The 23,310-nt window shown below is 33.9% G+C and carries 26 protein-coding genes; 24 read left to right on the top strand and 2 right to left on the bottom strand.

What is annotated here, in order from left to right; translation table 11 throughout:
• From OCL94_RS02830 to OCL94_RS02755, 16 genes are all read left to right on the top strand, one after another.
• Positions 1-181: hypothetical protein (locus OCL94_RS02830; protein WP_262994351.1), on the top strand; the 181-nt coding region annotated here is incomplete at its 5' end.
• A gap of 204 nt (positions 182-385) precedes the next feature.
• Positions 386-586 carry a hypothetical protein gene (locus OCL94_RS02825; RefSeq protein ID WP_262994348.1) on the top strand — a complete coding sequence of 67 codons (201 nt, stop codon included), beginning with the start codon at positions 386-388 and terminating at the stop codon, positions 584-586.
• Positions 587-789: 203 nt separating this feature from the next.
• Positions 790-1,413 (top strand): hypothetical protein, encoded by a 624-nt coding sequence (locus OCL94_RS02820; protein WP_262994346.1) that lies wholly within the window; start codon positions 790-792, stop codon positions 1,411-1,413.
• Positions 1,414-1,571: 158 nt separating this feature from the next.
• Positions 1,572-2,645 carry a hypothetical protein gene (locus OCL94_RS02815; RefSeq protein ID WP_262994343.1) on the top strand — a complete coding sequence of 358 codons (1,074 nt, stop codon included), beginning with the start codon at positions 1,572-1,574 and terminating at the stop codon, positions 2,643-2,645.
• A gap of 15 nt (positions 2,646-2,660) precedes the next feature.
• The gene (locus tag OCL94_RS02810) at positions 2,661-3,449 is read left to right on the top strand and encodes a hypothetical protein (protein WP_262994340.1); all 789 of its coding nucleotides are present in this window, start codon (positions 2,661-2,663) and stop codon (positions 3,447-3,449) included.
• A gap of 282 nt (positions 3,450-3,731) precedes the next feature.
• Entirely contained in the window at positions 3,732-4,082 is a 351-nt protein-coding gene (locus OCL94_RS02805; protein WP_262994338.1) for a hypothetical protein, read from the top strand.
• 20 nt (positions 4,083-4,102) lie between these two features.
• Positions 4,103-5,071, top strand: coding sequence for a type II TA system antitoxin MqsA family protein (locus tag OCL94_RS02800; protein ID WP_262994335.1), 969 nt, complete (start codon positions 4,103-4,105; stop codon positions 5,069-5,071).
• Positions 5,072-5,138: 67 nt separating this feature from the next.
• Entirely contained in the window at positions 5,139-5,279 is a 141-nt protein-coding gene (locus OCL94_RS02795; protein ID WP_262994332.1) for a hypothetical protein, read from the top strand.
• A gap of 227 nt (positions 5,280-5,506) precedes the next feature.
• On the top strand, positions 5,507-5,995 hold the full coding sequence (def, locus tag OCL94_RS02790) for a peptide deformylase (RefSeq protein WP_262994330.1): 489 nt from the start codon (positions 5,507-5,509) through the stop codon (positions 5,993-5,995).
• A complete protein-coding gene (gene fmt, locus OCL94_RS02785) occupies positions 5,982-6,920 on the top strand; it encodes a methionyl-tRNA formyltransferase (RefSeq protein ID WP_262994374.1) in 939 nt (312 codons plus the stop codon). Before def ends, fmt begins: the two co-directional genes overlap by 14 nt.
• Positions 6,910-8,220, top strand: a complete 1,311-nt coding sequence (gene rsmB, locus OCL94_RS02780; protein WP_262994328.1) for a 16S rRNA (cytosine(967)-C(5))-methyltransferase RsmB — start codon at positions 6,910-6,912, stop codon at positions 8,218-8,220. The genes fmt and rsmB overlap by 11 nt, the downstream gene beginning before the upstream one ends.
• Before the next feature lie 2 nt (positions 8,221-8,222).
• Complete coding sequence (gene rlmN, locus OCL94_RS02775) at positions 8,223-9,314, top strand: dual-specificity RNA methyltransferase RlmN (RefSeq protein ID WP_262994325.1); 1,092 nt, start codon at positions 8,223-8,225, stop codon at positions 9,312-9,314.
• A 4-nt stretch (positions 9,315-9,318) separates the two neighbouring features.
• Positions 9,319-10,056, top strand: coding sequence for a Stp1/IreP family PP2C-type Ser/Thr phosphatase (locus OCL94_RS02770; RefSeq protein WP_262994322.1), 738 nt, complete (start codon positions 9,319-9,321; stop codon positions 10,054-10,056).
• Entirely contained in the window at positions 10,057-12,090 is a 2,034-nt protein-coding gene (pknB, locus tag OCL94_RS02765; protein WP_262994320.1) for a Stk1 family PASTA domain-containing Ser/Thr kinase, read from the top strand.
• 112 nt (positions 12,091-12,202) lie between these two features.
• A complete protein-coding gene (locus OCL94_RS02760; RefSeq protein WP_262994318.1) occupies positions 12,203-13,069 on the top strand; it encodes a hypothetical protein in 867 nt (288 codons plus the stop codon).
• A gap of 51 nt (positions 13,070-13,120) precedes the next feature.
• A complete protein-coding gene (locus tag OCL94_RS02755) occupies positions 13,121-14,395 on the top strand; it encodes a cytochrome P450 (RefSeq protein WP_262994316.1) in 1,275 nt (424 codons plus the stop codon).
• A gap of 123 nt (positions 14,396-14,518) precedes the next feature.
• On the opposite strand, the gene OCL94_RS02750 is transcribed toward OCL94_RS02755, so the two are convergent.
• The gene (locus OCL94_RS02750; protein WP_262994314.1) at positions 14,519-14,827 is read right to left on the bottom strand and encodes a rhodanese-like domain-containing protein; all 309 of its coding nucleotides are present in this window, start codon (positions 14,825-14,827) and stop codon (positions 14,519-14,521) included.
• Between the two features lie 78 nt (positions 14,828-14,905).
• Here OCL94_RS02750 and OCL94_RS02745 point away from each other — a divergent pair, with 78 nt between their 5' ends.
• From OCL94_RS02745 to OCL94_RS02720, 6 genes are all read left to right on the top strand, one after another.
• Complete coding sequence (locus OCL94_RS02745) at positions 14,906-15,202, top strand: hypothetical protein (protein WP_262994312.1); 297 nt, start codon at positions 14,906-14,908, stop codon at positions 15,200-15,202.
• Positions 15,203-15,311: 109 nt separating this feature from the next.
• On the top strand, positions 15,312-17,294 hold the full coding sequence (locus OCL94_RS02740; RefSeq protein ID WP_262994309.1) for a KUP/HAK/KT family potassium transporter: 1,983 nt from the start codon (positions 15,312-15,314) through the stop codon (positions 17,292-17,294).
• A 333-nt stretch (positions 17,295-17,627) separates the two neighbouring features.
• Positions 17,628-18,461, top strand: coding sequence for a formate/nitrite transporter family protein (locus OCL94_RS02735; protein ID WP_262994307.1), 834 nt, complete (start codon positions 17,628-17,630; stop codon positions 18,459-18,461).
• An 8-nt stretch (positions 18,462-18,469) separates the two neighbouring features.
• Positions 18,470-19,351, top strand: a complete 882-nt coding sequence (rsgA, locus tag OCL94_RS02730) for a ribosome small subunit-dependent GTPase A (RefSeq protein ID WP_262994305.1) — start codon at positions 18,470-18,472, stop codon at positions 19,349-19,351.
• On the top strand, positions 19,351-19,995 hold the full coding sequence (gene rpe / locus OCL94_RS02725; protein ID WP_262994302.1) for a ribulose-phosphate 3-epimerase: 645 nt from the start codon (positions 19,351-19,353) through the stop codon (positions 19,993-19,995). Before rsgA ends, rpe begins: the two co-directional genes overlap by 1 nt.
• Before the next feature lies 1 nt (position 19,996).
• Entirely contained in the window at positions 19,997-20,638 is a 642-nt protein-coding gene (locus OCL94_RS02720; protein WP_262994300.1) for a thiamine diphosphokinase, read from the top strand.
• Between the two features lie 62 nt (positions 20,639-20,700).
• Here the strand turns inward: OCL94_RS02720 and rpmB are convergent, their stop codons facing one another.
• Complete coding sequence (rpmB, locus tag OCL94_RS02715; protein WP_096076757.1) at positions 20,701-20,889, bottom strand: 50S ribosomal protein L28; 189 nt, start codon at positions 20,887-20,889, stop codon at positions 20,701-20,703.
• Between the two features lie 310 nt (positions 20,890-21,199).
• On the opposite strand from rpmB, the gene OCL94_RS02710 reads away from it, so the two are divergent.
• Complete coding sequence (locus OCL94_RS02710; RefSeq protein WP_262994298.1) at positions 21,200-21,574, top strand: Asp23/Gls24 family envelope stress response protein; 375 nt, start codon at positions 21,200-21,202, stop codon at positions 21,572-21,574.
• A gap of 14 nt (positions 21,575-21,588) precedes the next feature.
• Positions 21,589-23,229: a DAK2 domain-containing protein gene (locus OCL94_RS02705; RefSeq protein ID WP_262994296.1), complete on the top strand. Its 1,641-nt coding sequence runs from the start codon at positions 21,589-21,591 to the stop codon at positions 23,227-23,229.
• The last annotated feature ends 81 nt before the right edge of the window (positions 23,230-23,310 follow it).

Below are 23,310 nucleotides of genomic sequence, written 5' to 3'. Positions count from 1 at the left end.
GGTAGCTACTGTAAGAGAAGAGGCTATATTCCTTTGTTTCTTGCAGGGTAAGGATATTGAAGAAATTAAGCGAATATTTATGCTAGGTGAGGCAATGCTTAATAAACATCTTGATAGAGTGATTGATAAAGTATTAGCACAAATCATAGAAGAGAATAAAGGAACAGTTAAAAAGAAATAAATTATAAAGGATAGCCATTAAGTTGGTTATCCTCTTTTTAATGGTGATAAATGTTGATTTGGGTAATAATCAGATAGCCAAAGATCCCAGTAAAATAGTGGTTTACAGTGTGATAAGTCATTTCATATTCACTATTATGATTTGCCAATCATTTTCCATTCCGTTAAGATTATAGTAATAAATGGATTCATTGGAGGGCTTATAGTGAATAATGTATTTTTCAAATCTAAACTACTTATATCATTAGCAATAATCGGGACATTATTTGGTATTCTCGGTGTCATTCTAGCAATTAATAAAAGTGAGTATGCTATGATTCCAACTTTAATATGTGCATTAATACCTATACTTTTTGTACATTACTATGATAGTGAAGAAAAAAAGTATTATGAAAGTCATAAATAACCACATTGTATAAATAGCAATGTGGTTTTCTTATGCCATTTTAAGCGACTTTACGCACATTGACCCAGCGAAAACATTTTCGAGTGCTTAAAATCGGAATGTCAGAGTAGTGAAACCTTAAATTTACCTTAAACATCAGTTAAAATTAATAAATAACTCTTATATTAAGATATAATCAACAAAAGATTAAGGAGAGATATAGTATGAATAACAACAAACATATGAATCATAACAAAACAGTAGTCCCTAATAAAATTGAAGAAAAGAAAAATATTAAAAAACTAATACCTTATTCATTACAAGCAACATTAGTGTTTCTACTAAGTTTATTTTTAGCAAAGCCGATTAGTAATATTTTAGATGGAATAAATTCAATGGTAAATGACACTTTAAATGCAAGTGATCTAAAAATGTTCTTGTTATATGGGATTTGTTTGATATTGTCATCAATTTGTTGTATGAATTATCTTTCAAAGTTAGATGCAAAAGATAAATCTGTTAATTTTGCATTAGGAGTTTTGTTATTTGCATTAACCTTTTTCTATATAAATAATAAAGATGAATTATTTGATATTGTTTCATATATATTTATAGTAGTTTTATTCTCATATTTTACAGTTAATTTTTTTCTAGCTTTATTTTTATTAATTAAAGATTCAAGTGAAAAATTATATACCTGGATAAAACACGAAGGTGAGTTAACTAAGGCGGACTTAATTAAAACAAAATTTGCAATTATTTCAGCTGTTTTTATATCAATATTAGCTATCCCGTATTCTTTAGCAAAAACATTAGAAGTAATAAGTAATATCAGCTGGTTTAAATAATATTAAATATACATATTTATGATATAATTATATATGTGTAGTAGCCCTGTACGTCATTCCCCGATGTGCAGGGCGTTTTTTTTGCAGTAAATACGAGTATTCAATTTTACACTTATTAGGTATAATAAATTAACTACACAGAGAAAAGGGGAAAATGTATGGAATTCAGTTCTATGTTAGTTTCTAATGATTTAATGAAATTCAGTAAAGAAGATCTACAGAAAATAGCTACTCAATTAAATATTACTGTTGCTTCAACGAAGATTGAAATGGCATCAGAAATTTATACAGAAATAAATAAATCTCCAATTACAGATGAAACAATTAAAAGTATAGTAGATCAAAATTTATTGGCTGGTAAAGTATCAGTTAAGTGGTACAAAGTTATTGAAGATTGGTCTGCTGAAGACGTAAAACAAAAATTGATTTCTACTAAAGATATCTTTAGGCACAAAAGAATACCATCCCGAGAGAACTTAGATATAAAACCAATAATATTTACTGGTTTTATATCAGATAATAAAGAAAAAATATATTTACGATTTATATACAAAGCAAGTGTGAAAAACGAGATGTACGGCGATGAAATAAATACTGTACCAACTCCAGGCTATTCAACAGTATTAATTGATTTTAAAAATAAAGTGTTAGAGTATAGAGGAGACAGTAAAAAAGCTAAAGATGTCATACTTCAACTTTTAAAAATATTTAATGGTGAACCATCAAATGAAATGTTGAAAGAAATTTTTCCTGAAAGCTTAGATGATGTTTTAAAGAAATTAGATGGGGAATTATTAGATACCTTGGCATCAACAGATAAAAAAATGGATTTGTCAAAGGAACAATTAGAAGGAATTTCAAAAGTACTCAACGGCTTAGATGAATATTTCAGAAATCAAGAACTCAAGGAATTAGAAGCAATATTAATTGAAACTAATGATTTATTCGAAAATAACTTGAGTAACGAATTAATGCCGTTTTCATCTACTATATTATCAGGATTAGAAACTATATCATTAGGTAGTGGTAAGGATATACGAAAAAATCCGATGTTTAAGTATCTAGACCCAAATTTGAATCATAATGCTGGTTATATTAAAATTAAACATGTAGAAGATGGAATTGAAAACAGTTATACTTTAAGAGCAAGTATCTCATCTAAAAGTTTGTATTTTAACTCACCTGTTAATGAGTCTATACTATCTTATGTTAGGAGAAAAATTGTAATATAAAATGAGGTGATTTTAATGGTTATTGATTTTCAGATACGTGAGAAACTTAATATTTTTTTAGTTGAAATGTCCAAATTGCCTATTAGTAAATTTTCTCCAAGCGTATTTTCAAAATATGCAAACGTATCGATAGATGATTCTTTTAATTTACTTTTAGAATATGTTAAAACTAAAGAATTAATACTAACTTGGGAATTGAGATGTCCAAATTGCAATAGAGTTTTAGATATCAGTAAAAGTATTAACGACGAACAGTGTTTATACTGTGAAGAAGAATTAGATATAACACAAAATGATTTATTTCCTGTATTCAATATTAGTGAGGATTATAAGGAGTTTTTAAAAAGAAAAAAGTTTGAAAGAGTAATAACACTACCAACAAATAATAACGAAATAATACCTTTGTCTGCTTTAACAATATATGAAGAAAACATTGAGTTGGTAAAAGGTTCGATTCCTAGTGTTATTACTCCATTTATTAATATCGATGAGGTGAAAGTTGTGAATAATAATTTTAATGCTACTAACCAGCAAAATAATATAGGTGATAATAACACTAATATTATGAACAATAGTAATGATGTAAATATTAATGAAATTAAAGACTTGTTAGGTGATTTAAAAAAGGATTTAATAGAATCTAATCAGGAAACAATTATTCCTTTAATTGAACAAGTTGAAGCAGAAGTAAATAAAGAAAACTTCTCAGGTGCAAAATCATTGCTTACTGGTGTTGAGAAAATAATTGGAACAAGTGAAGCGTTGGCTAGTTTATTAAGTATTTTTGGTATCATTCCAAGTTAATTTAAATAAAACTACAAAAAAACGACAACAAAACTACAATAGATAACATCTAATGAAATATAAAACTACAGATAGGGGAGTCTAAACCCTTGATAATACTGTATTTTGTATTTTATCGGATGTTATTTTTTCGCTATACGTGATACTTATATGATGATGTAAGTACATGAAGTATGCGATAAATATCGCATGCTTCTTTTTTGTATAACATTATATTTGCATATAAATATTGGATGTGATAAATTGGTATCAAATGATACCGTATTTTGAGGTGAAATAAGTTTGTCAGATGTAATTAATACTTCTATTGCTGAGATAAATGCATTTTTAATTCGTTTTAAATTTCAGTTAGTCAATGGAATTGAATTTGTACCAAGAACTTACGACGGAATAACGATGTTAGGTTTAGATATTACATTAGCAAAAGCAGAATTATTTGATTTGACATATTTAGATTATGATAGAGGACCTACTTTAGATCACAATGGTGATGGTACAGATATTTGGGAATTTGGAAAAGAAATAGACGGTCAAATGGCATATATTAAAATAAAATTAACGAATGATAATAAGTGTAAAGTTCTTTCATTTAAACCTTCAACTGGTCCATTCATGTTACCTTATCAAAAATAATTATGTAAAGAGGTGGAATCATGAATACTTATATTAAACGTGATAAAGAAACTTTTAAAGTAAGAGACGAAGATATTCAAATTGAATCAGAATTTAGATTTTCATTAGATACGAATGAAAAAGTATTTGACGAACAATTAGATAATATCGCGATTAATAAGGCTTTTAATGTTTATAGAGCTAAAAATGATTTGTTAGGCAATATAGAAATAAGAGAAATACGCGAAAAATATCAATTGTCTCAAAGAGATTTTGCGCAAATAACTGGACTAGGTAAGGCTACAATTTCGCGTTATGAAAAAGGTGCGTTACCTTCTAAAGTAAATAACAATTTATATAAAAATATTGATAGCAACGTTGAAGAAATGAAGTTGCTGTTTGAACGTAATAAAAATAAAGTTGACGAAAAAGTGCAAATTAAACTTCAACAAAGATTATATGAATTGGAATCCGGAAATTCAGTTAATGAATTGTCTAGTATTGAAAATTACTTTATTGATAATGATTTAAATCTTAATAATGGATATCATAAATTTGATATAAGAAAATTTGAGGATGTCATATCATTTTTTTATAAGCACATCCCTATGATCTCGAAAACGAAATTAAATAAATTATTATTTTACTCGGATTTTATTTATTTTAATCAATATGTAAGATCAATAACTGGTACAACATATATAAAAAATCATTATGGTCCAGTTCCATATCGTTCAGAATTGTTATATGGATTGTTAGCTGAGGAGGAAATAATTCAGTGGAAACCATTTATTAATGGAACAGGAGAGTACTTAGTGAGTAATAAAGCATTGTCGATTGAAAATTTTACCGAAGAAGAAATAAATGTGTTAAACCATGTTGTTGCGTTGTTTAAACATGATACTGCCACAGAAATAAGTGAAAAGTCACATGAAGAATTGGGTTGGCAAGAAACGAATATTAAAGATGTTATTCCATATCATTATGCGATTCAATTAAAGTATAAGTGATATAGGATGTAATCAGACAGAATCAAAAAGCGATAAAAAAATAATACTTGATGGAGAACTGGAATCCATGGAGGAATTTTTTGTTGAATTAGAAGAAATTAGTCGTAAAATTAAAGAAGATAAAAAGAAAATATTGATGATGAGACTTGTATTATATTTATTCCTTTATCTTATTGGCTTTGCAATTTTTGCAATTTCTAAGAACTGATATTAACGGTAGTATTCCAAAAATACAATCGCATCTGCAAACTCGCCAATGCAACCACCCGAGTACACTCCTAACCCTTTGAATCTCATCTCAAAATATAGTAAAATAACACTAATCCACTCTCTTTAGCAAAAGTTAAAGAGAGTTTTATCGTTTAAACGAATATATCGCATTTTAGCCCAAAATAAAGTAAAATAGAATGATTGAATAAAAAAGGAGAAATTCCATTGATTAAACCATTAATTGATAAAAACGATGCATTAATGCATAGAGAAGTAAAAGATGTCACAGCTTTTGACGATAGTTTAAAAGCATTAATTCAAGATTTAGAAGATAGTTTGTTCCATTATAATGGTGTTGGTATCGCAGCACCTCAAATTGGTGTCGATTTAAAAGTCGCACTTGTGGATATGGAACAAGACGGTATTCTGCAATTGGTTAACCCGGTCATCACACATTACTCAGAAGAAAAAGAGAGCGATGTAGAAGGGTGTTTATCAGTACCTGATGTCTTCGGGCTTGTTGATCGCTCAACTGAAATTACGATTAAAGCAAATGATCTAGACGGTAATGTAATCGAAATGACAGCATATGATGATATTGCACGTATTATTCAACATGAGGTAGATCATTTATACGGCGTAATGTTTACTGAGAAAGTAACACGATACGTTACTGAAGAAGAACTGGAGGCGATGTATGATGAAGAAGCCTAATATCATTTTTATGGGAACACCTGATTTCTCAGCGCCAATTTTAAAAGCGGTACACGAAGCCTATGGTGTGACACATGTCATCACGCAACCTGATAAACCGGTTGGTCGTAAACGTGTTCTTACTGCACCACCTGTAAAAGCACAAGCGGTTGAACTTGGCATTGAAGTATATCAACCTGAAAAAATGACAAGTGATGAAGCGTTTGAATATGTTCAAAACTTAAATCCAGATCTTATTATTACGGCGGCTTATGGCCAATTGTTACCTGAACGTATACTGAATATTCCACGATTAGGCTGTATAAACGTTCATGCATCCCTATTACCTAAATATCGTGGCGGCGCTCCGATTCATAAAGCGATTATTAACGGTGAAAAAGAATCCGGCGTAACCATTATGTATATGGCGAAAAAGTTAGACGCAGGTGACATGATTTCGCAAATCGTTGTCCCAATCGAACAAAATGATACAGTCGGTACATTACACGATAAATTAAGTGGTGCGGGTATAGACTTATTACTTGAAACATTACCAAGTATATTAGATGAAACAAACGAACGTACACCACAAAATCATGATGCTGCAACATTTGCATCTAACGTGAGTCGTGAAGAAGAATATGTAACGTTTGATCGTACGAGTCAGGCCGTCCATGATCACATTCGTGGTTTAAGTCCTTGGCCGGTTGGTTTTGCTAAGCTTGATGGTCAGAACGTTAAACTTTGGATGTCTGAGATTATAGAAGGTCATGGTCAACCTGGTGAAATTTTAACAGCTGATAAACACGGTATTAAAGTTGCGACAAACGACGGTGCAGTACTATTAACTGAAATTCAACCTGCAGGGAAGAAACGTATGAAAGCAAGTGACTACGTCGCAGGATTAAAACAAACGATTGTGGGGCAAACATTTAATGGAGCATAAGCGTAGTGTAAGATATATTGCCTTAGAAATTTTAGACCAGGTATTAACAGATGGGGGCTACAGTAACTTACTGATTAATGAAGCCATTAAAGAAGGTTACGTTGAACCTGTTGATCGCGCATTGCTTACTGAGCTTGTATATGGTACGTTACAACATAAACTAACCCTAGAGTTTTACATCGAACCGTTTATTAAAGCGAATATAAAAGGCTGGATGCGTCGCTTACTATTGATGAGTGTGTATCAAGCGATATATTTAGATAAAGTACCAGATCACGCCATAATTAATGAAGCAGTTGAAATCACGAAGCAACGTGGATCTATTAGTGGTGCAAACACAATGAATGCCATTTTACGTAACTTCCAACGTAGTGCATTACGTGACTTTGCTGAAATTAAGGATGACCTAAAGCGTTTAAGCGTTGAAACGAGTACGCCTTTATGGTTAATCAAACATTGGAATACGCATTTTGGATTTGATAAGACGCGTGATATGGCTGAAGAATTCTTAACATATCCAGAAACGACTGTACGTGTGAACACAACAAAGATTACGATAGAAGAAGCAATCAAACGTCTACAGGACGAAGGGTACGACGTCGAGCAATCAGAAATTATCCCTGAATGTTTAGCGATAGACGGTCCACCGATTGTACAAAATCCACTATTCAAACATGGATTCTTAAGCGTGCAGGATGCTTCAAGTATGTTAGTCGCTAACGTATTAGACCCACAAGAGGGCGAAAAGATTCTTGATACATGTAGTGCACCAGGTGGTAAAGCGTGTCATATCGCCGAGAAGATGAACCGTACAGGTCGTGTTGTCAGCCATGATGTTTACCCGCACAAAATTGATTTAATCAAGTACAATATCAATCGTTTAAGTTTACGTAATATTGAACCTTCAGTCCACGATGCACTTGAACCGTTTGAAGGGGAGTACGACCGCGTACTCGTTGATGCACCTTGTTCAGGATTTGGCGTCATTAAACGTAAACCGGAAATTAAATATGAAAAGACGCCAAAAGATATCGAAACACTTTGGCCGATGCAGTTAGAAATACTTACAAATGCCAGCAAAGTTGTAAAACCAGGTGGTCTGTTAGTATACTCTACATGTACAATAGAACAAATGGAAAATGACAATGTCGTGTATTCGTTTATTAAACAAAATCCAGATTTCGAAATCGAACCGATTACTTTACCCGTACTAGGAGAACATAAACTATTGCAAATTTTACCTCAGGACTTAAAGTCTGACGGATTCTTTATTGCAAAGTTAAGAAGGAAGAGTGAATAATAATGGCTTTATTAGAAAAGAAAAATAAAAAGTTCATGCCGAACTTTGAGAAACCGTCAATCTACTCGTTACAATTAGATGAATTAAAAGAGTGGTTAGCTGATCACAAACAACAAAGTTTCCGTGCGAAACAAATCTTTGACTGGTTATACGTTAAACGTGTCACTAGTTTCGAAGAGATGACAAACCTTTCAAAAGAACTTCGCGAAGTATTAGAAGCAAACTTTACAATGACCACTTTAAAAACAGTTGTCAAGCAGGAGAGTAAAGATGGTACGATTAAATTCTTATTTGAATTACAAGATGGTTATACGATTGAAACTGTATTAATGCGTCATGACTACGGGAATTCAGTATGTGTAACAACACAAGTAGGGTGCCGTATCGGTTGTACATTCTGTGCGTCAACATTAGGTGGATTAAAGCGAAACTTAGAAGCGGGTGAAATCGTAGCACAAGTACTAGCGGTTCAACAAACACTAGATTTAACTGAAGAACGTGTGAGTCACGTTGTCATTATGGGTATCGGTGAACCATTTGAGAACTACGAAGAAATGATGGACTTCTTAAAGATTATTAACCATAATGATGGATTAAATATCGGTGCGCGACATATTACAGTATCGACATCTGGTATTATTCCAAGAATTTATGACTTTGCAGATGAGGAACTTCAAATCAACTTCGCATTAAGTTTACACGGTCCAAACAATGAAATCCGTAGTCGTTTAATGCCGATTAACCGTGCATATGATTTAGATAAATTAATGGAATCAATTGAATACTATGTCAATAAAACGGGGCGTCGTATTACGTTTGAATACGGTTTATTTGGTGGCATGAATGACCAGGTACATCATGCGAAAGCACTGGCTAAACTCATCAAACATTTAAACTGTCACGTGAACTTAATACCAGTAAACCACGTTCCTGAACGTGATTATGTCCGTACACCAAAAGAAGATATCTTTAAGTTCGAAAAAGAATTAAAAAGAAATGGAATCAATGCTACAATAAGACGTGAACATGGTGCGGATATTGATGCGGCATGCGGTCAATTACGCGCGAAAGAAAGAGAAGAAGAAACGAGGTAGTCATATGCACGCACGTTTTTTTACTGATATGGGGCCGGTCAGAGCACGTAATGAAGATGCCGGTGGTGTATATTATAATCATACGGGCCAGATGCTTGTCGTTATTTGTGATGGCATGGGTGGTCATAATGCAGGTGATGTCGCAAGTAAATTTGTTAATGAATTAATCGGCGTACGCTTTGCAGATGAAAATTATATCGAACGAGAAAATGCTGAAAGTTGGCTCAAAAGTAATATTTCAGATATAAATCGTCAACTTTATCAGCAAAGTCATCTGGAAAATGAAAATCAAGGAATGGGTACGACGCTTGTTTGTGCATTATTATTTGACCATCAAGTGATTGTTGCAAATGTTGGTGATTCACGTGCTTATTTGATAAACGAACGTGAAATGCGACAAATCACACATGATCATACATTTGTGAATCATTTACTGATGGCTGGTGGTTTAACGAAAGAAGAAGCGCGTAATCATCCGCAACGCAATGTGATTACGAAAGTGATGGGTTCAGATAAGCGCGTCCATCCAGATTTATTTGAATATGATTTCGATCGCTACCAATACTTATTACTTTCTTCGGACGGTTTAACCGATTATCTTGAAGAGTCAGTCATTCATGAAATTATTTTTGCACATGATACAGTTAAATCAGCGGGTGATGCGTTGATTCAAGCGAGTGTTAATGCTGGTGCACGAGATAATATTTCATTGGTGCTAGTCCCATTAAAAGGGGGCGAGTAAATGATTGGTACAGTCATTAGTGACCGTTATAAGTTAATAAAATATATCGGTGGCGGTGGGATGAGTAGTGTATATCTTGCCCACGATATTATTTTAGATGCCCAGGTGGCTGTGAAGATCATTAATGTACCACCTGTAGATATCGACAGAGCGGTTAAACGATTTGAACGAGAAGTACAAAATGCTACGACGTTATCGCATCCAAACATTGTAAAAGTATTAGATGTTGATGAAGATGAGCGCCATTACTATATGATTATGGAATTTATTGATGGACCTACACTTCACGAATATATAAGGGAACGTGGTCCGCTTGATGTGAAAGAAGCGGTATTTTTTACGAAACAAATATTACGTGGGATTGAACATGCGCATCAAAATCGCATTATTCATCGTGATATTAAACCGCAAAATATATTAATGACACAAAATAAAGAACTTAAAATATCAGATTTTGGTATTGCACGCGCATTAAGTGAAACGGCGATGACGCATACGAATCATATTATGGGTAGCGTGCATTATTTGTCTCCTGAACAAGCAAAAGGGAAACAAACCGATGAAGCGAGTGATATTTATTCAATCGGTATCGTCTTGTTTGAAATGTTAACGGGACATCCGCCGCATGAAGGTGAATCTGCTGTAGGCGTTGCAATTAAACATATACAAGAGCAACTCCCATCAGTTATTGAAGAGAATCCAAATGTGCCTCAAGCGTTAGAAAATATTATTCTAAAAGCAACAATGAAGGAAAAGTATCAGCGCTATCGTACGACGCAGGAAATGTATGATGATTTAAGCACATGTTTAGATGAAGAACGTGCGGAAGAACCGAAAATGAAGATAGCAGATGAAGCGACGATGATGATACCTGTTGTCAATACGGATGATACGATTGAAATGCAGCCAGTCAATACAACACCGGTGCATCAAAATACTCCTCCATCTCAATATGATGAAGAACATAAGCCGACACCTCAAAAGAAAAAGCGCAAATGGTGGCTGTGGCTCATTCCGTTATTCTTAATTTTAGGATTAGGTAGTGCTATAGCTTATATGACGTTTGCACCGAAATATAGTACTGTTCCAGACCTGAATGGTAAGTCGCTTGCTGAAGCAACGCGTTTACTTGAACAACATAATTTAAGAAAAGGGATTGTCAACACTGTTTATTCTGATGAATATGATGAAGGGATCGTTATTGCATCGGACCCTGAATACAGTAAAAAGGTGAAGGAATTGACATCGATTAATTTGACTGTATCGAAAGGGACGAAAAAGTTTAAGTTTGAAGATTATGTTGGTATGGATATTAATAAAGTAAAAAAACAGTTAGAGGCTGAAGGGTTTGAAAAAATTAATATCAAACAGGAGTACCATTATGAGAAGTCTGGTACAATCATTAAGCAAAACATAAAAGAAAATAAAGAAGTTAACCCTAAAGATACAACGGTTGAATTTACTGTATCGAAAGGTGTTGAACAAATATTTGTTCAAGACTATACCGGCCTGTCATTTGAAAAAGCGAAAGCAGAATTAGAACAATTAGGATTTGTCGTTAATGTTATGCAGGTTATCTATTCTGATGATGTGCCGAAAGGTAATGTAATTTCACAAAATGTACGTAATATTAAATATCCTTACGGCTCAACAATTAATTTTGAAGTTTCGAAAGGGAAAGAAAAGAAAGTTACGAAAAAAGAAGAGACGACTACCGAAGCACCGCAATTAGAAGATAAAAAATATATCGGTGTCGTACGCATTCCATATAAAGCAAAACAAGATATTCCGACATCTGAAAAATCATCAAACGAAAATAGTACAAAAGAAAAAGTGCCACAATTAGTTGAGATATTTATTAAAGATAAAAATAATGATATTTCAACAGTGTATGAATCTTATGAAACGACAAAAGACAGTGAAAAGAGATTAGTGTTAACGATAGAGCCGGATACACAAGGTGCTTACATCATTAAAATTGATGGTAAAGTATACTTGCAGGAACAAGTCGATTATGATGAAATCGAGGCTTAACGAAAGCGATCAATCTCTTATTAAAGCCACCTCAAGACTGAGGTGGTCTTTTTATTTGTAAAATTTCGAATTAAACCCTATATTTTATATATATACATAAGGGGGAACACGGATGGGATATCATTATCATGAAATATTTAAACATGTCGCAACAAAAGTCCATGCATTAATTGGGTTTCAAGATGATGAGACCGATGCATTATATTTAAATATGATCAAAAATCTTTCGCCAGGTAACGACTATACTTTCCAGCAAATGATGATGGAATATTTAACTGAATTTCAAGTGAAGCGTTTCTTTTTTTATCATCGTTATTTATGGTGTCATAACGGTTTTCACGCGAAGAAGTCAGGTGATTCATTAATTGTCACTGAAGTCAATGCAGACACTAGATTAGTAGTAGGTGATAGCATTATGAAGATGAGTCAGGATGACATTAAAGTATTAAATACGAGATACGCAAAGTTATTATATTATGATGATGATTTGTCTCAAGACTGGTCTCATATTATCGAGAAACAATCACAAATGACTGTGTTACGTGGTGACCAAACTTATGAATTTGACGTACAACAATTTATGCAGTTACCGGACAATTCAGTAAAACAATATAATGGATATATAGTAGTCACGATTTATAATTTCGATGAACATGTAGCATATGATCACAACTGTCCCGTTATATTAGACTTAAGATATGCGCGTGGCATTACTCCACAAACGTATCATGCAGATGTGATCTTAATATCAGCTCAAACGAAGGGGAGTGCTGAATTTTTTATTCAGCATAGTGGTATAAAGACGGTTGGTGAACGTAGTTTCGGTGCAGCCAATCGATTCGAAACTTTAACATTTGATAATTTTGTATTTGTTTATGGTCTGGATAAAGAAGGTGAAGTTATACCTGATGAATGGATAAATGATGAGGCAGAACACGACTTCATATTAGACCGTGCAAAATCAATTGTTTTAAGTTAATTTAAACGCAAGTTGGGTATAGAATATTAAAATGAATTAGGGGGAATTGTCATGGCAAAACGTATGCCAAAAGATAGAGGGCTCGATAACACACTTTCAATTATGAAAGAAGGTTATGAATATATTCAAAATCGCACGAATAAATTTAATTCAAACATATTTGAAACGCGTGTATTAGGTGGTAAACAAGCGGTTGTTATCAGTGGTAAAGCTGCAGCTGAATTGTTTTACGATAATGATAAGATTGAACGTTCAGGGACTTTACCACCACGTGTCGTAAAAACGTTATTTGGTAAAGGTGCGATTCATACGACGACAGGGAAAAAGCACATTGATCGTAAAGCTTTATTTATGTCATTAATGACGGATGAGAATTTAACGTATTTACGTAAATTAACGCGCAATTACTGGTTCCAGAATACTGAACGTATGCAGCTTATGGATGAAGTTAATGTATATAAGGAGTCGATTATATTATTAACGAAGATTGGTTTTAGATGGGCTGGTATAATTGAAACGCCTGAGAATATTGATCAGTATGCAATGGATATGGATAAAATGATTGATTCATTCGGTTCAATTGGTTCACCTTATAAAGGGTATCGCGAGGCACGAAAAGCACGAAAACGTGTAGAAGATTTCCTAGAAGATCAAATTATTAAAACGCGTAAAGGTAAACTGAATCCAGCACCGGGGAGTGCATTATATGAATTTAGTCATTGGGAAGATATGAATAGCAAACCGATGGATTCACGTCTATGTGCGATTGATTTAATGAACGTGATTCGACCATTAGTTGCGATTAACCGATTTGTAGCATATGGTGTATTAGCAATGCATGAATTCCCGGGAGAAAGAACGCGTGTTGCACGTGATGATAATGATTACGCCTACAAATTTGTACAGGAAGTGCGTCGTTATTATCCATTCGTACCATTTTTACCAGGGAAAGCTGCGAAAAATATAGAATTTGAAGGCTATAAAATTAAAAAAGAGACGATGATTGTGTTAGATGTTTACGGAACACTTCACAATGAAGCAGTATTCACAGAACCAGAACGATTCAATCCATATCGCTTTGACCAATGGGATGGAAGCCCATTTGATTTAATTCCTCAAGGTGGTGGTGATTATTACACGAATCACCGTTGTGCAGGTGAATGGATGACAATTATTATTATGGAAGAAACGATGCGTTATTTCGCGCAGGAAATTGAATATGACGTACCACCTCAAGATTTTAAAGTGGACCGCACAAAATTACCAGGGCGCATTCAATCGGGTATGATTATTAATAATGTGCGATTAAATCTTGAAAGAAGATAATAAAGTTGATTAAGACCATGCCTGTTTGAGGTATGGTCTTTACAATGAATTATGAAAATATAAAAATATGCCATAAAATATAAACTGAAACATACAAAAAAGACAGCACATGCTGTCTTATAATTATGATTCTATTTTTACTTCACCCGTCCAGTCATCCATGCCTTGTTCAGCAACGGTTACATTAAAACCAAGTTGATCAAGATACTCACCTGCACGTTGTGCACGACCACCTTTTTTACAAATGATAATGTATTCGTTGTCTTTGTTTAATTGTGTTGCTTGTGTTTCAATTTGAGATAACGGTAAAAGTTGTGCTTGTGGAATATGACCTGCATCAAATTCATCTTGTTCACGCACATCTAAAAGGATTGCATCTGTACCAGTGTTTAATGTATCCATCAATGCATCCAGTGTGATTATTTTCATCATTAATTTCACTCCTATCGTCGTTTATAGTATTATCATACATATATTCAGTAGGATTGAAAAATAATATGGAGGGCTTCAATGATATTTTTCACACAACCCATAAAAGATATAGAAGATTTTATCGTCACTAAACAAAACCAATTTCAAACAATGTTTGATCATTTACAACTTCTTATTATGATTGGTTTTGGAGGATTACTCCTTATCATGCTGTCGATACTGTATTTTAATTATAAGATTTATCGACAAATGAGTCAGCAACACATAGACAGAATAAAATTAGAAGTAGAAAAAGAACTGTTAAAAAAGTATGAACTTGACCTAAAACAGGAATACAAGGAAAATTTGCCGAAGCATCAATCTATCGATAGGTAAGTCATAATGTATTAATCATACTATTTCTGATAAACATATTGTAATCTTGTGCTAAAGGGAGTACAATGCAATCTGTCGGTCAAAATAATATTAAATAGAGGTGCGTAATATGCATATCAATCAAAATAAAAAAGTATCGGTAGGAATGCTTCTCATTGCTTTAGGAATCGTATATGGTGATATCGGAACTTCACCTTTATACGTAATGAAAGCGATCGTATCGGTTGGCGGAGGACTATCAGAAATGTCCCGTGATTATATAATAGGATGTTTATCACTCGTCATCTGGACTTTAACAATGTTGACGACGATAAAGTATGTCATGATTTGTATGCGTGCTGATAACCATGGTGAAGGGGGGATATTTAGTTTATATACCCTTGTGCGTAAGCAAAAGAAATGGCTACTTGTACCTGCGATGATTGGTGGTGCAGCATTGCTTGCAGATGGGATATTGACACCTGCTGTTACAGTAACATCAGCAATTGAAGGGTTACAGGAAATTCCGTACTTCTATAATAGCTTTGCTTCAAATCAGAATAATATTATCATTATTGTTATCGCGATCATAACTTGTATTTTCTTTGCTCAACGTTTTGGTACAGGAAGTATCGGTAAAATATTTGGACCTGTTATGTTTTTATGGTTTACAATGATGGGTGTATTCGGAACGTTGCAACTTGTTCAGGATTTGTCGGTATTACAAGCATTTAATCCGGTTTACGGGATAAAAATCTTATTTAGTCCGGATAATAAAATGGGACTTTTAATATTAGGTACTGTCTTCTTATGTGCGACAGGGGCAGAAGCATTGTATTCAGATATGGGGCATGTTGGGAAGAAATCAATTTACTTCACATGGCCGTTTGTGAAAATTATGTTAATATTAAGCTATTTGGGACAAGGTGCATGGACGATTGCACATTTAGGGGATAAGACGCAATTAGATGAAATTAATCCGTTCTTCCAGATCATGCCGGATTCATTCATTATTTATGGCGTATTTATGGCAACATTCGCAGCTATCATTGCATCTCAAGCGTTAATTACAGGTGCTTATACGTTAGTTTCTGAAGCAATTCACTTAAAGTTCATGCCGAAACTGGATATTAAATATCCATCTACTGTGAAAGGTCAAATGTATATCCCTACGGTTACTGGTGTGATCTGGTTCTTATGTGTACTTGTCGTTTTATACTTTAAAACTTCAGTCAATATGGAAGCGGCATATGGCTTAAGTATTACAGTGACGATGATGATGACTACGATTTTACTTTCAAACTATTTAAAGCAAAAGCAAGTCAATCAAATATTAGTGATGTTGATGATTGGATTTTTCTTATTGCTTGAATTTGCGTTCTTTATTTCAAGTCTAGCGAAGTTCACGCATGGTGGTTACGTTGCAGTGTTAATTTCATGTTTAATTATCTTTGTAATGATTATTTGGTATGATGGTTATTTAATTAAAGATAAACAATCGCATGATATTGCAATTGACGATTATTTAGGGCAACTGAAATCATTGAAATTAGATAGAAGTGTACCGAAATTTGCGACGAACTTAGTGTATTTAACGACGAATGAAGAAGACCGTATGATAGAAAAACAAGTGATTAAATCAATACTGGATGGTCGACCGAAACGTGCAGACGTGTACTGGTTTGTAAATGTTAAAGTGAGTGATGAACCATTCCAGGTTAATTACCGTATTGAGAACTTTAATACGGATCATATCTTTAAAGTGCAGTTAATTTTAGGATTCCGTATGCACCAGAATGTGAACTATTATGTTAAGAATATTGCACGATCATTAGTGAAAAGTAAACAAATGAAAGAGCAGTTTAGACCATATGGTACTAATAATTTACGTGTTATAAGTGACTTTAAATTTGTGGTGTTACAAGATGAAGTGTTATTAGACGGGGATTTATTATGGTATGAACGTTTGATTCTGCAATGGAAAATTGCGATTAAGCGATTTACAGCATCACCAGTGAAATGGTTTGAATTACCATCTAACGAAGTGATGTATGAAACAATACCATTAACGACACCATTAATTAAGGCTATCCCGATGAAAAGAATAGATTAACGAGAAGGCTGTCGACAAAGCGTTAAGGCGCTGAAAAACTGGAGAAAACTAATCAGAAATCGCTCTTTGATTTCAGATATGTTTTCGAAGTTTTCGAAGCGACTGCTTTGGAGACGCCGTTTAAGAGAGGCTGTCGACAAAGCGTTAAGGCGCTGAAAAACTGGAGAAAACGCATCAGACTGGAAAAGAAGTACATAAACTTCAATTCCAGTCTTTTTTATTATTTATATATTTCGTATTAATGAATCCATTCAAAAATAAATCTTGTATAAATCTAAAATATGTTTTACAATACATTGTGTGAAAAAAATCACAAATCGGAGGCGTCATTAAATGAATAAAGCACAAGAATCGTCTACTACATACAATTTTCCTGAAACAGAAAAATTCTTCTACGGTCGAAAATTAATGGATGGTATTCAAGACACAGTATTAACAAAAGAAAGTTTAGTTAAAGATTTTTTTATCAGGTATATATTTAGAGCTGTTATGGCAGGGTTTATCATCGCCTTACTCACAGTCTTCACCTGGAAAGCACGTGTTGATTTTGCACCACTTGTCGGAGACAATCTAGCAAGTTTAGTTGGTGGTATCACGTTTAGTTTTGCCCTCATCTTCATCATCTTTACGTATTCAGAATTACTTACGAGCAATTTCATGTATTTTACAGTTGGTATTTTTTATAAATCGGTAACGATTCGACGTGCATTACTTGTCTTCTTATTATGCTTCATCGGCAATATGTTAGGTGGCATATTGTTGTTTAGTTTGCTAAAATTTAGTACATTAATATCAAATGATATGTTAAATTTAATGCATGCGACAGTAGAAAAGAAAACGCATCTTTCATCGGTAGATATTTTTATTCGAGGTATATTTGCAAATTTCTTTATTAATATTTCAATTATCGTTACGATGCATTTCAAAGAAGCTTTACCGAAAATGGTAGCGATGATTATTGGGGTTACGATATTTGCTTATATGGGTTATGAACACGTTATTGCCAATGGTGTTGTGTTTGTTAGTGCATTAATTTATCAATTTGATGCAGCGAATATTTTACCAATGTTACGCAATTTATTATTTAGTGGACTCGGAAACTATGTTGGCGGAGGATTATTTATTGGTTTATTTTATGCTTATTTAAATGATCCGAAAAGACATTAACAATAGAGGTGACTGTTATTAAAGGACAAATTATTAAAGCGTTGAGTGGCTTTTATTATGTAAAATCAGAAGGCGACGGGTTGATATATCAATGCCGTGCGCGTGGGAACTTTCGTAAAAAAGGTATTACTCCGTATGTGGGTGATTTCGTAGCGTTTCAAATTGAAAATGATACGGATGGTTATATATTAGAAATATTAGAACGTCGTAATGTGATGGTGCGTCCACCCGTTGCGAACGTAGACCGTGTAATCGTTGTTATGAGTGCGAAAGAACCAGAGTTCAGTTTAAATTTAGTTGATAAATTTATTACGATTATTGAGTCATATGACATTGAACCTGTCCTATTAGTAACGAAAAAGGATTTACTCAATGATGAACAAATTGAATATATTACATCGTGTTTAGACTACTATCAAAAAATTGGTTACGATGTTATGTTCGTATCTAATTTAGAACAACACAACTTTACAAACTTGATTAAAGGAATCACTGTGCTTGCCGGTCAATCCGGAGTAGGTAAGTCATCATTTATAAATGCGTTAATTCCAAATGCAAATTTAAACACTGGTGTTATTAGTAATGCGTTAAACCGTGGGAAACATACGACGCGTCATGTTGAATTAATTCCACTTGAAAATGGCTATATTGCAGATACACCAGGCTTTAGTTCACTTGATTTAGATAATTTAGATCGTAATACGTTAAAGCATTGTTTCGTAGAGTTTGTTGCATTGCATGACGGCTGTAAATTCAGAGAATGTATGCATACGAATGAACCGAAATGTGCCATTAAATCGGCAGTTGAATCGGGCGAGATATTAGCATCACGTTATAAACATTATCAACAAATGTTAACGGAAATTGAAACGAGAAAGGTGAGATACTAATGAAAGTTGCACCGAGTTTATTATCATGTGATTTTTTAAATTTACAACAAGAGATTCAACGTTTAGAGGCAGCAGGAATTGATTATATTCATTTCGATGTAATGGACGGAACATTCGTACCGAATATTTCGTTTGCTTTCCCATTGTTAAATCAAATACGTGCAATAACGGATTTAACGATTGATACCCATTTAATGGTCCAGGATCCTGAACGTTATATTGAAGCGTTTGCGAATGCGGGCAGTGATATTATTACAGTTCATGTTGAAGCAACAAATCATATTCATCGTGCCATTCAACAAATTAAAGCGTTGGGTAAGAAAGCGGGTATCACGCTTAACCCTGGTACTCCTATTGAATCATTAGTGCCTGTATTAAAAGATGTCGATTTAGTCCTTGTTATGACAGTAAATCCTGGTTTCGGCGGACAGCAATTTATTGAGAGTTGTGTCGACAAGATTCAATTTCTAAATGATTTTCGTCAAAATAATGATTTGTCGTATGAAATTGAGGTCGATGGTGGTGTCAACGAAACTACTGCTACATTGTGTAGCAATGCGGGTGCAGATGTATTAGTAGCTGGATCATATTTCTTTAATCATGATGATTTATCAATACCGACGGCAATATTAAGGGGAGAATAACATGAATTTACATATATTATGTACGAAACTTGGTGTTTCTACAGCATATTTAAAGGCACACCAAGCAGAAGATTGGATCGGTATAGATTATGGCACAATCATGCTGGTTGATGCAGGTATTCGTCCGATTGCGGCATTCGGTGATTTTGATTCTGTTACTGATGAAGATCGAGCACGAATTGAAGCAGTAATTGATATAGAATATTTACCTGCAGAAAAGAATGAAACGGACCTTGAAGTAGGCATACAATACGCTAAAAACTTAGGCTATGATAAAGTGTATATTCACGGTGCCACTGGAGGTAGATTAGATCACTTCTTAGGTAACTTACAAACGTTAATTCATCCTGATGTGTTATTATCTGAGTCAGAATTTATTATGGTCGATGACTATAATGAAATTCAAGTGTTACCGACAGGCACGCACATTATCGAAAAAAGCCGTGACAAAAAATATGTTTCTTTTATTCCGGTGAATGATGGCGTAATTATCTCTATTGATGGGTTAAAATATGAAACGGACCGTTTAGAAGTGAAGATGGGATATACACGCACAGTTTCTAATGAATTTGTAACGGATCGTGCAGAGATTGTTATCGAACAAGGTATGGTTTATATGATCCAAAGTAATGAAGTGAAATAAATATTAAAGACAACAAAAAAAGACCTTTCACACAAAGGTCTTTTTTGTATCTGTATATTCAATTAAACGCGCGTCACTTTACCTGATTTTAATGCACGAGCTGAAACCCATACACGTTTAGGCTTACCATCAACTAAGATTCTAACTTTTTGTAAGTTAGCACCGAAGCGACGTTTGCTGTAGTTCATAGCGTGAGAACGATTGTTACCTGAAACTGCTTTACGGCCTGTAACATGACATACTTTAGCCATATTATTCCCTCCTTTAATAGAATATAGAGATACACTTATCTTTTACATACCATAATAATTTAACACAATCCGATAGTGAATGCAAGAAATATTTGATGTTGTACTGTGTGAATGGTGTGGCGTGTTTCTAACCAAAGATTGCTGGAATTAATGAAAATGACGGTAAAAAATGAGTGAATTCATGTAATTTTAATATAATTTAGTATGGAAATGATAATAAATTACGCAGATTTCTATAGATTTCTTGTAATTATCATAAATTATTGATTATAATAATGTGACGAATGTAAATCGATAAGGAGGATACATCATGACTTTAGAAATTACAAATGAATTAGGTTCAATTGATATTTCAAGTGACGTCATTGCAACGATTGCTGGCGGTACTGCAGTAGAATGTTATGGCATTATAGGTATGGCAAGTAAACATCAAGTAAGAGACGGTATTGCAGATATTGTTGGTCGTGAAAATTATTCAAAAGGTGTTATCGTAACGAATAATGATGGCGTGTTAGATGTAGATATGTACATTATTGTTGCATATGGTACGAAGATTTCAGAAATTGCAAACAATGTACAATCTGCAGTTAAATATACATTAGAAAAAACTTTAAATTTAAAAGTAAATTCAGTAAACATATACATCCAAGGTGTACGTGTCATTAAACTGGACGATGAAGAATAGGGAGGATTATGAACATGAAAACAATTGACGGCAAGCTATTTGCTGAAATGATTATTACAGGAGCAAATAACTTATCTCAAAATGCAGATTATGTGGATTCATTAAATGTCTTCCCGGTACCAGATGGTGATACAGGAACAAACATGAATTTATCAATTACTTCAGGTGCGAAAGAGACTGAAGAACATATTGAAAAACATATTGGTAATGTTGGGATCGCATTCTCAAAAGGCTTATTAATGGGGGCACGTGGAAATTCAGGTGTCATTCTTTCACAATTATTCCGTGGATTCTCAAAATATATTGAGCAGGAAGAAGAAATTGATGCTAAAAAGTTTGCAAAAGCATTTAAAGCAGGTGTAAAAACGGCTTATAAAGCGGTAATGAAGCCTGTTGAAGGTACAATTTTAACTGTTGCACGTGAAGCGAGTGAAGGTGCAATGAAAATTGCAGAAGAAACAGATGATTGTATCGCAATTATGGAAGAAGTAGTGCGTGCAGGAAATGCATCATTACAACGTACACCAGACTTATTGCCAGTCCTTAAAGAAGTTGGCGTTGTCGATAGTGGTGGCCAAGGTTTAATGTATGTTTATGAAGGTTTCTTAAGCGTAATGAAAGGTGAAGCGATTGCTGCACCTGTTGCGCGTAAAGTCGATGATGATTTCATCAATGACGATCATGACTTCGGCGATGTCGTGAAAACAGAAGATATTGTGCCAGGATTCTGTACAGAATTTATGGTTCGATTTAAACCAGGTATGAAAGCATTTAATGAAGATGATTTTAGAAATGATATGGCTGAATTCGGTGATTCTTTACTCGTTATTTCTGATGATGAAATTGTAAAGACACACGTCCATTCTGAAACACCGGGTGAAGCATTAACATATGGTAGTCAATATGGTGAAATTATTAAGATTAAAGTAGAGAACATGCGTGAACAACATCGTGAAGTATTACGTAAACGTGGTCTACGTCAAGAGCAAACTGCGAAAGTGGAGAAAGCGATTATTACGATTTCAATGGGTGACGGAATTACAGACTTATTTAAATCCATCGGTGCTACGCATGTGATCAGTGGTGGTCAAACGATGAATCCATCAACTGAAGATATTGTGAAGATAATTGAACAAAGTGGATGTAAAGAAGCAATCGTATTACCAAATAATAAGAACATTATTATGGCCGCTGAACAAGCAGCGCAAGTAACAGAAATTCCTGTTAAAGTGGTACCTTCTAAGACGATTCCACAAGGGTTATCAGCGATGCTTTCGTATAATCCAGAAGCGGACGTTGAAGAGAATGCGCAAAATATGACGGCTGCATTAGCAAATGTTAAATCTGGTTCTGTGACGTATGCAGTACGTGATACTTCGATTGACGGCATCGACATTAAAAAAGGCGCTTTTATGGGCATTAACGAAGGTAAAATTACAGTTTCAGATAATGATCAGCAAAAAGTTTGTATTGAATTATTAAAATCATTAATTGATGAAGATTCTGAAATTGTAACAATTATTAAAGGTGCTGATGCGAAAGATGAAGACGTTTCAGCAATCGAATCTTTCTTAGCTGAGCATTACGAAGAGGTTGAAGTTGAGGTACAAGATGGTAAACAACCAATTTACAGCTTTATGTTCTCAGTAGAATAAAATTGTAATAAATGATTGTAATATCCGGACATTGAAGGATTCATCCAGATGGATGCTTCAATTGTCCGGATATTTATTTTT

The sequence above is a fragment of the Macrococcus capreoli genome (genome assembly GCF_025628935.1).
Classification (GTDB): Bacteria; Bacillota; Bacilli; order Staphylococcales; family Staphylococcaceae; genus Macrococcoides; species Macrococcoides capreoli.
The sequence above is the reverse complement of the archived record's forward strand: the minus strand, read 5'-3'. Positions and strand labels throughout refer to the sequence as shown.

What these genes read in the sequence shown, in the direction of transcription:
- OCL94_RS02820 (WP_262994346.1), top strand. Translation starts at nt 790, where the DNA reads ATGAATAACAACAAACATATGAATCATAACAAAACAGTAGTCCCTAAT.
- OCL94_RS02815 (WP_262994343.1), top strand. Translation starts at nt 1,572, where the DNA reads ATGGAATTCAGTTCTATGTTAGTTTCTAATGATTTAATGAAATTCAGT.
- OCL94_RS02810 (WP_262994340.1), top strand. Translation starts at nt 2,661, where the DNA reads ATGGTTATTGATTTTCAGATACGTGAGAAACTTAATATTTTTTTAGTT.
- OCL94_RS02800 (WP_262994335.1), top strand. Translation starts at nt 4,103, where the DNA reads ATGAATACTTATATTAAACGTGATAAAGAAACTTTTAAAGTAAGAGAC.
- OCL94_RS02795 (WP_262994332.1), top strand. Translation starts at nt 5,139, where the DNA reads ATGGAGGAATTTTTTGTTGAATTAGAAGAAATTAGTCGTAAAATTAAA.
- fmt (WP_262994374.1), top strand. Translation starts at nt 5,982, where the DNA reads ATGAAGAAGCCTAATATCATTTTTATGGGAACACCTGATTTCTCAGCG.
- rsmB (WP_262994328.1), top strand. Translation starts at nt 6,910, where the DNA reads ATGGAGCATAAGCGTAGTGTAAGATATATTGCCTTAGAAATTTTAGAC.
- rlmN (WP_262994325.1), top strand. Translation starts at nt 8,223, where the DNA reads ATGGCTTTATTAGAAAAGAAAAATAAAAAGTTCATGCCGAACTTTGAG.
- OCL94_RS02770 (WP_262994322.1), top strand. Translation starts at nt 9,319, where the DNA reads ATGCACGCACGTTTTTTTACTGATATGGGGCCGGTCAGAGCACGTAAT.
- pknB (WP_262994320.1), top strand. Translation starts at nt 10,057, where the DNA reads ATGATTGGTACAGTCATTAGTGACCGTTATAAGTTAATAAAATATATC.
- OCL94_RS02760 (WP_262994318.1), top strand. Translation starts at nt 12,203, where the DNA reads ATGGGATATCATTATCATGAAATATTTAAACATGTCGCAACAAAAGTC.
- OCL94_RS02755 (WP_262994316.1), top strand. Translation starts at nt 13,121, where the DNA reads ATGGCAAAACGTATGCCAAAAGATAGAGGGCTCGATAACACACTTTCA.
- OCL94_RS02750 (WP_262994314.1), bottom strand. Translation starts at nt 14,827, where the DNA reads ATGATGAAAATAATCACACTGGATGCATTGATGGATACATTAAACACT.
- OCL94_RS02745 (WP_262994312.1), top strand. Translation starts at nt 14,906, where the DNA reads ATGATATTTTTCACACAACCCATAAAAGATATAGAAGATTTTATCGTC.
- OCL94_RS02740 (WP_262994309.1), top strand. Translation starts at nt 15,312, where the DNA reads ATGCATATCAATCAAAATAAAAAAGTATCGGTAGGAATGCTTCTCATT.
- OCL94_RS02735 (WP_262994307.1), top strand. Translation starts at nt 17,628, where the DNA reads ATGAATAAAGCACAAGAATCGTCTACTACATACAATTTTCCTGAAACA.
- rpe (WP_262994302.1), top strand. Translation starts at nt 19,351, where the DNA reads ATGAAAGTTGCACCGAGTTTATTATCATGTGATTTTTTAAATTTACAA.
- OCL94_RS02720 (WP_262994300.1), top strand. Translation starts at nt 19,997, where the DNA reads ATGAATTTACATATATTATGTACGAAACTTGGTGTTTCTACAGCATAT.
- rpmB (WP_096076757.1), bottom strand. Translation starts at nt 20,889, where the DNA reads ATGGCTAAAGTATGTCATGTTACAGGCCGTAAAGCAGTTTCAGGTAAC.
- OCL94_RS02710 (WP_262994298.1), top strand. Translation starts at nt 21,200, where the DNA reads ATGACTTTAGAAATTACAAATGAATTAGGTTCAATTGATATTTCAAGT.
- OCL94_RS02705 (WP_262994296.1), top strand. Translation starts at nt 21,589, where the DNA reads ATGAAAACAATTGACGGCAAGCTATTTGCTGAAATGATTATTACAGGA.